At 40.7% G+C, this 1,743-nt stretch carries 4 protein-coding genes; 3 read left to right on the top strand and 1 reads right to left on the bottom strand.

The genetic code is table 11. The features are described 5' to 3' along the window. Positions 1 to 839: hypothetical protein (locus BDE01S_RS11445; RefSeq protein ID WP_218015876.1), on the top strand; the 839-nt coding region annotated here is incomplete at its 5' end. 10 nt (positions 840 to 849) lie between these two features. Further along, positions 850 to 1,305: a hypothetical protein gene (locus BDE01S_RS11385; protein ID WP_115225357.1), complete on the top strand. Its 456-nt coding sequence runs from the start codon at positions 850 to 852 to the stop codon at positions 1,303 to 1,305. A 30-nt stretch (positions 1,306 to 1,335) separates the two neighbouring features. On the opposite strand, the gene BDE01S_RS11745 is transcribed toward BDE01S_RS11385, so the two are convergent. After that, positions 1,336 to 1,461, bottom strand: a complete 126-nt coding sequence (locus tag BDE01S_RS11745) for a hypothetical protein (protein ID WP_255265808.1) — start codon at positions 1,459 to 1,461, stop codon at positions 1,336 to 1,338. 56 nt (positions 1,462 to 1,517) lie between these two features. On the opposite strand from BDE01S_RS11745, the gene BDE01S_RS11380 reads away from it, so the two are divergent. After that, the gene (locus tag BDE01S_RS11380; RefSeq protein ID WP_156472607.1) at positions 1,518 to 1,667 is read left to right on the top strand and encodes a hypothetical protein; all 150 of its coding nucleotides are present in this window, start codon (positions 1,518 to 1,520) and stop codon (positions 1,665 to 1,667) included. Positions 1,668 to 1,743 lie beyond the last annotated feature (76 nt).

Below are 1,743 nucleotides of genomic sequence, written 5' to 3'. Positions count from 1 at the left end.
AGGCGGCGCAGAATGCTGTGGAGAATAATTTATTTGTTAATCCGCAGAATGAAGCTATAAAAACATCAGGCTGTAAGACTGCTGAAGAGTGCCAAGCATTACGCCAGGCATACGATAAAGGCACGGTTGCATCAGCCAAATACATCGGCGCACCGACAGTCGATACCCTTTTAAGCGAGCTGTTTCCAATTTATGACTTGGGCAGCAGCTATTACCAAGCAGAAACACCTGCTGACAAAATGTTGGCTTTTATTGCTATTTTGCCTTTTGATAAATTAAGCAGCAGCGCAAAAGGTGCTTATATGAAAGCCAAAGACTTGCTGAAAAACGGCAAGTCATCGGAAGCATACGGATATTTTGTTCAAATAAGCCACGATTTGGCAAGCAACAATGTATCGCTTGCCGTTGCCGGAAACGGGGTTAAGGTTAAAGTGCCTAAGGGGGAAATTCCTTCTCAGGCCATGGCCTCGACATCAGGGCAATACAGAGGAGGCGCACATGCGGATACTAAGAAGCCGATAAATGACCGCCTTGATTCACATCACTGCCCTGCACAATCATGCTACAAAGGTGCACCGATCAGTAGTGAAAATGGACCGGCAATTCAGATGGATCCTGGAGACCATAAACGAACCGCAAGTTATGGTAATACTAAACAAGCAAGGGAATATAGACGTAAACAGCAAGAGCTTTTACAGCAAGGCAAGTTGCAAGAAGCAATAGATATGGATGTAAGAGATATAAAAAGTAAATTTGGTAATAAATATGATAAAGCACTTAAAGAAATGCTGGATTATTCAAAAACTTTAAACCCTAAATCTTTCAAAACAACTAAATAGGAATAAGCTCATGAAGTTTTTAATATTAGATAAAGTAAATGAAAACCTACCGCATTTATTTTATCAGATGGAAAGAGAAAATGTGCGCAACTTATTAAATTCACATTTTCAAGAATTTTATAAAAGCGAATTTTCAACCAATACAACGGATAATTTTTATAGTCTAAATTTACATTGCTATTATGATAATAATAATAGACTTGAAGAAATGGAAATTTTTTGTCCTAATGAGTGTATTTTATTTTCTAATATGATTGAGTTTAACTTATTAGGAAAAAACCAAGATGATGTTATCAAAACGTTATATGAAAAAAATACAAATATAGTAGAACAAGACGATATAGGGATAAATATTCCTAATTTAGGTATTAGCCTAATTATAGGTAATGATGGTAAAACAGAATGTTGCTATATAGACTTATCTGAATTCACAAAAAAAATTCAAATAGCAAATCCTGTGCCTTAAAATGTAGACACTGCCGTCGTTACAGGCATCTTAGGCGGCCAAACCGATATTCAGACGGCCGCCAATACCGTAGCTCCCTACGCCGCCGAACTTATCGGCAAAACATTCAGTCAAAACGGCAGCAACCCAAATCAGGCAGCCCAACTGCTCAGCCATGCCGTATTGGGGGGCTGGTTGCCTACGCCAACGGCAGCAGCATCGAAAGCGGCGCATTGGCCAGAGCAGGTTCGGAAGCCGCAGGCAAAGAAGCCGCCGCCAATCCCGATTTGCTGAGCGAAGAGCAAAAAGCCGCCGTACGCGATTTAAGCAAGCGTAGGGTGGGCAACTCGTTGCCCACCGCTTCAAGAGATAATTACGGTTAAATGACTTTTCTTATCAAAAGCCTGTACACCCTATTTCTTACCCAAGCTCTATAAAGCCGCGCCCTCTGCGCCACTA

The organism is Bergeriella denitrificans NBRC 102155 (genome assembly GCF_001592185.1).
Taxonomy (GTDB): Bacteria; Pseudomonadota; Gammaproteobacteria; order Burkholderiales; family Neisseriaceae; genus Neisseria; species Neisseria denitrificans.
This window is presented reverse-complemented; position numbering and strand designations above follow the sequence as displayed.

What these genes read in the sequence shown, in the direction of transcription:
- BDE01S_RS11385 (WP_115225357.1), top strand. Translation starts at nt 850, where the DNA reads ATGAAGTTTTTAATATTAGATAAAGTAAATGAAAACCTACCGCATTTA.
- BDE01S_RS11745 (WP_255265808.1), bottom strand. Translation starts at nt 1,461, where the DNA reads ATGGCTGAGCAGTTGGGCTGCCTGATTTGGGTTGCTGCCGTTTTGACT.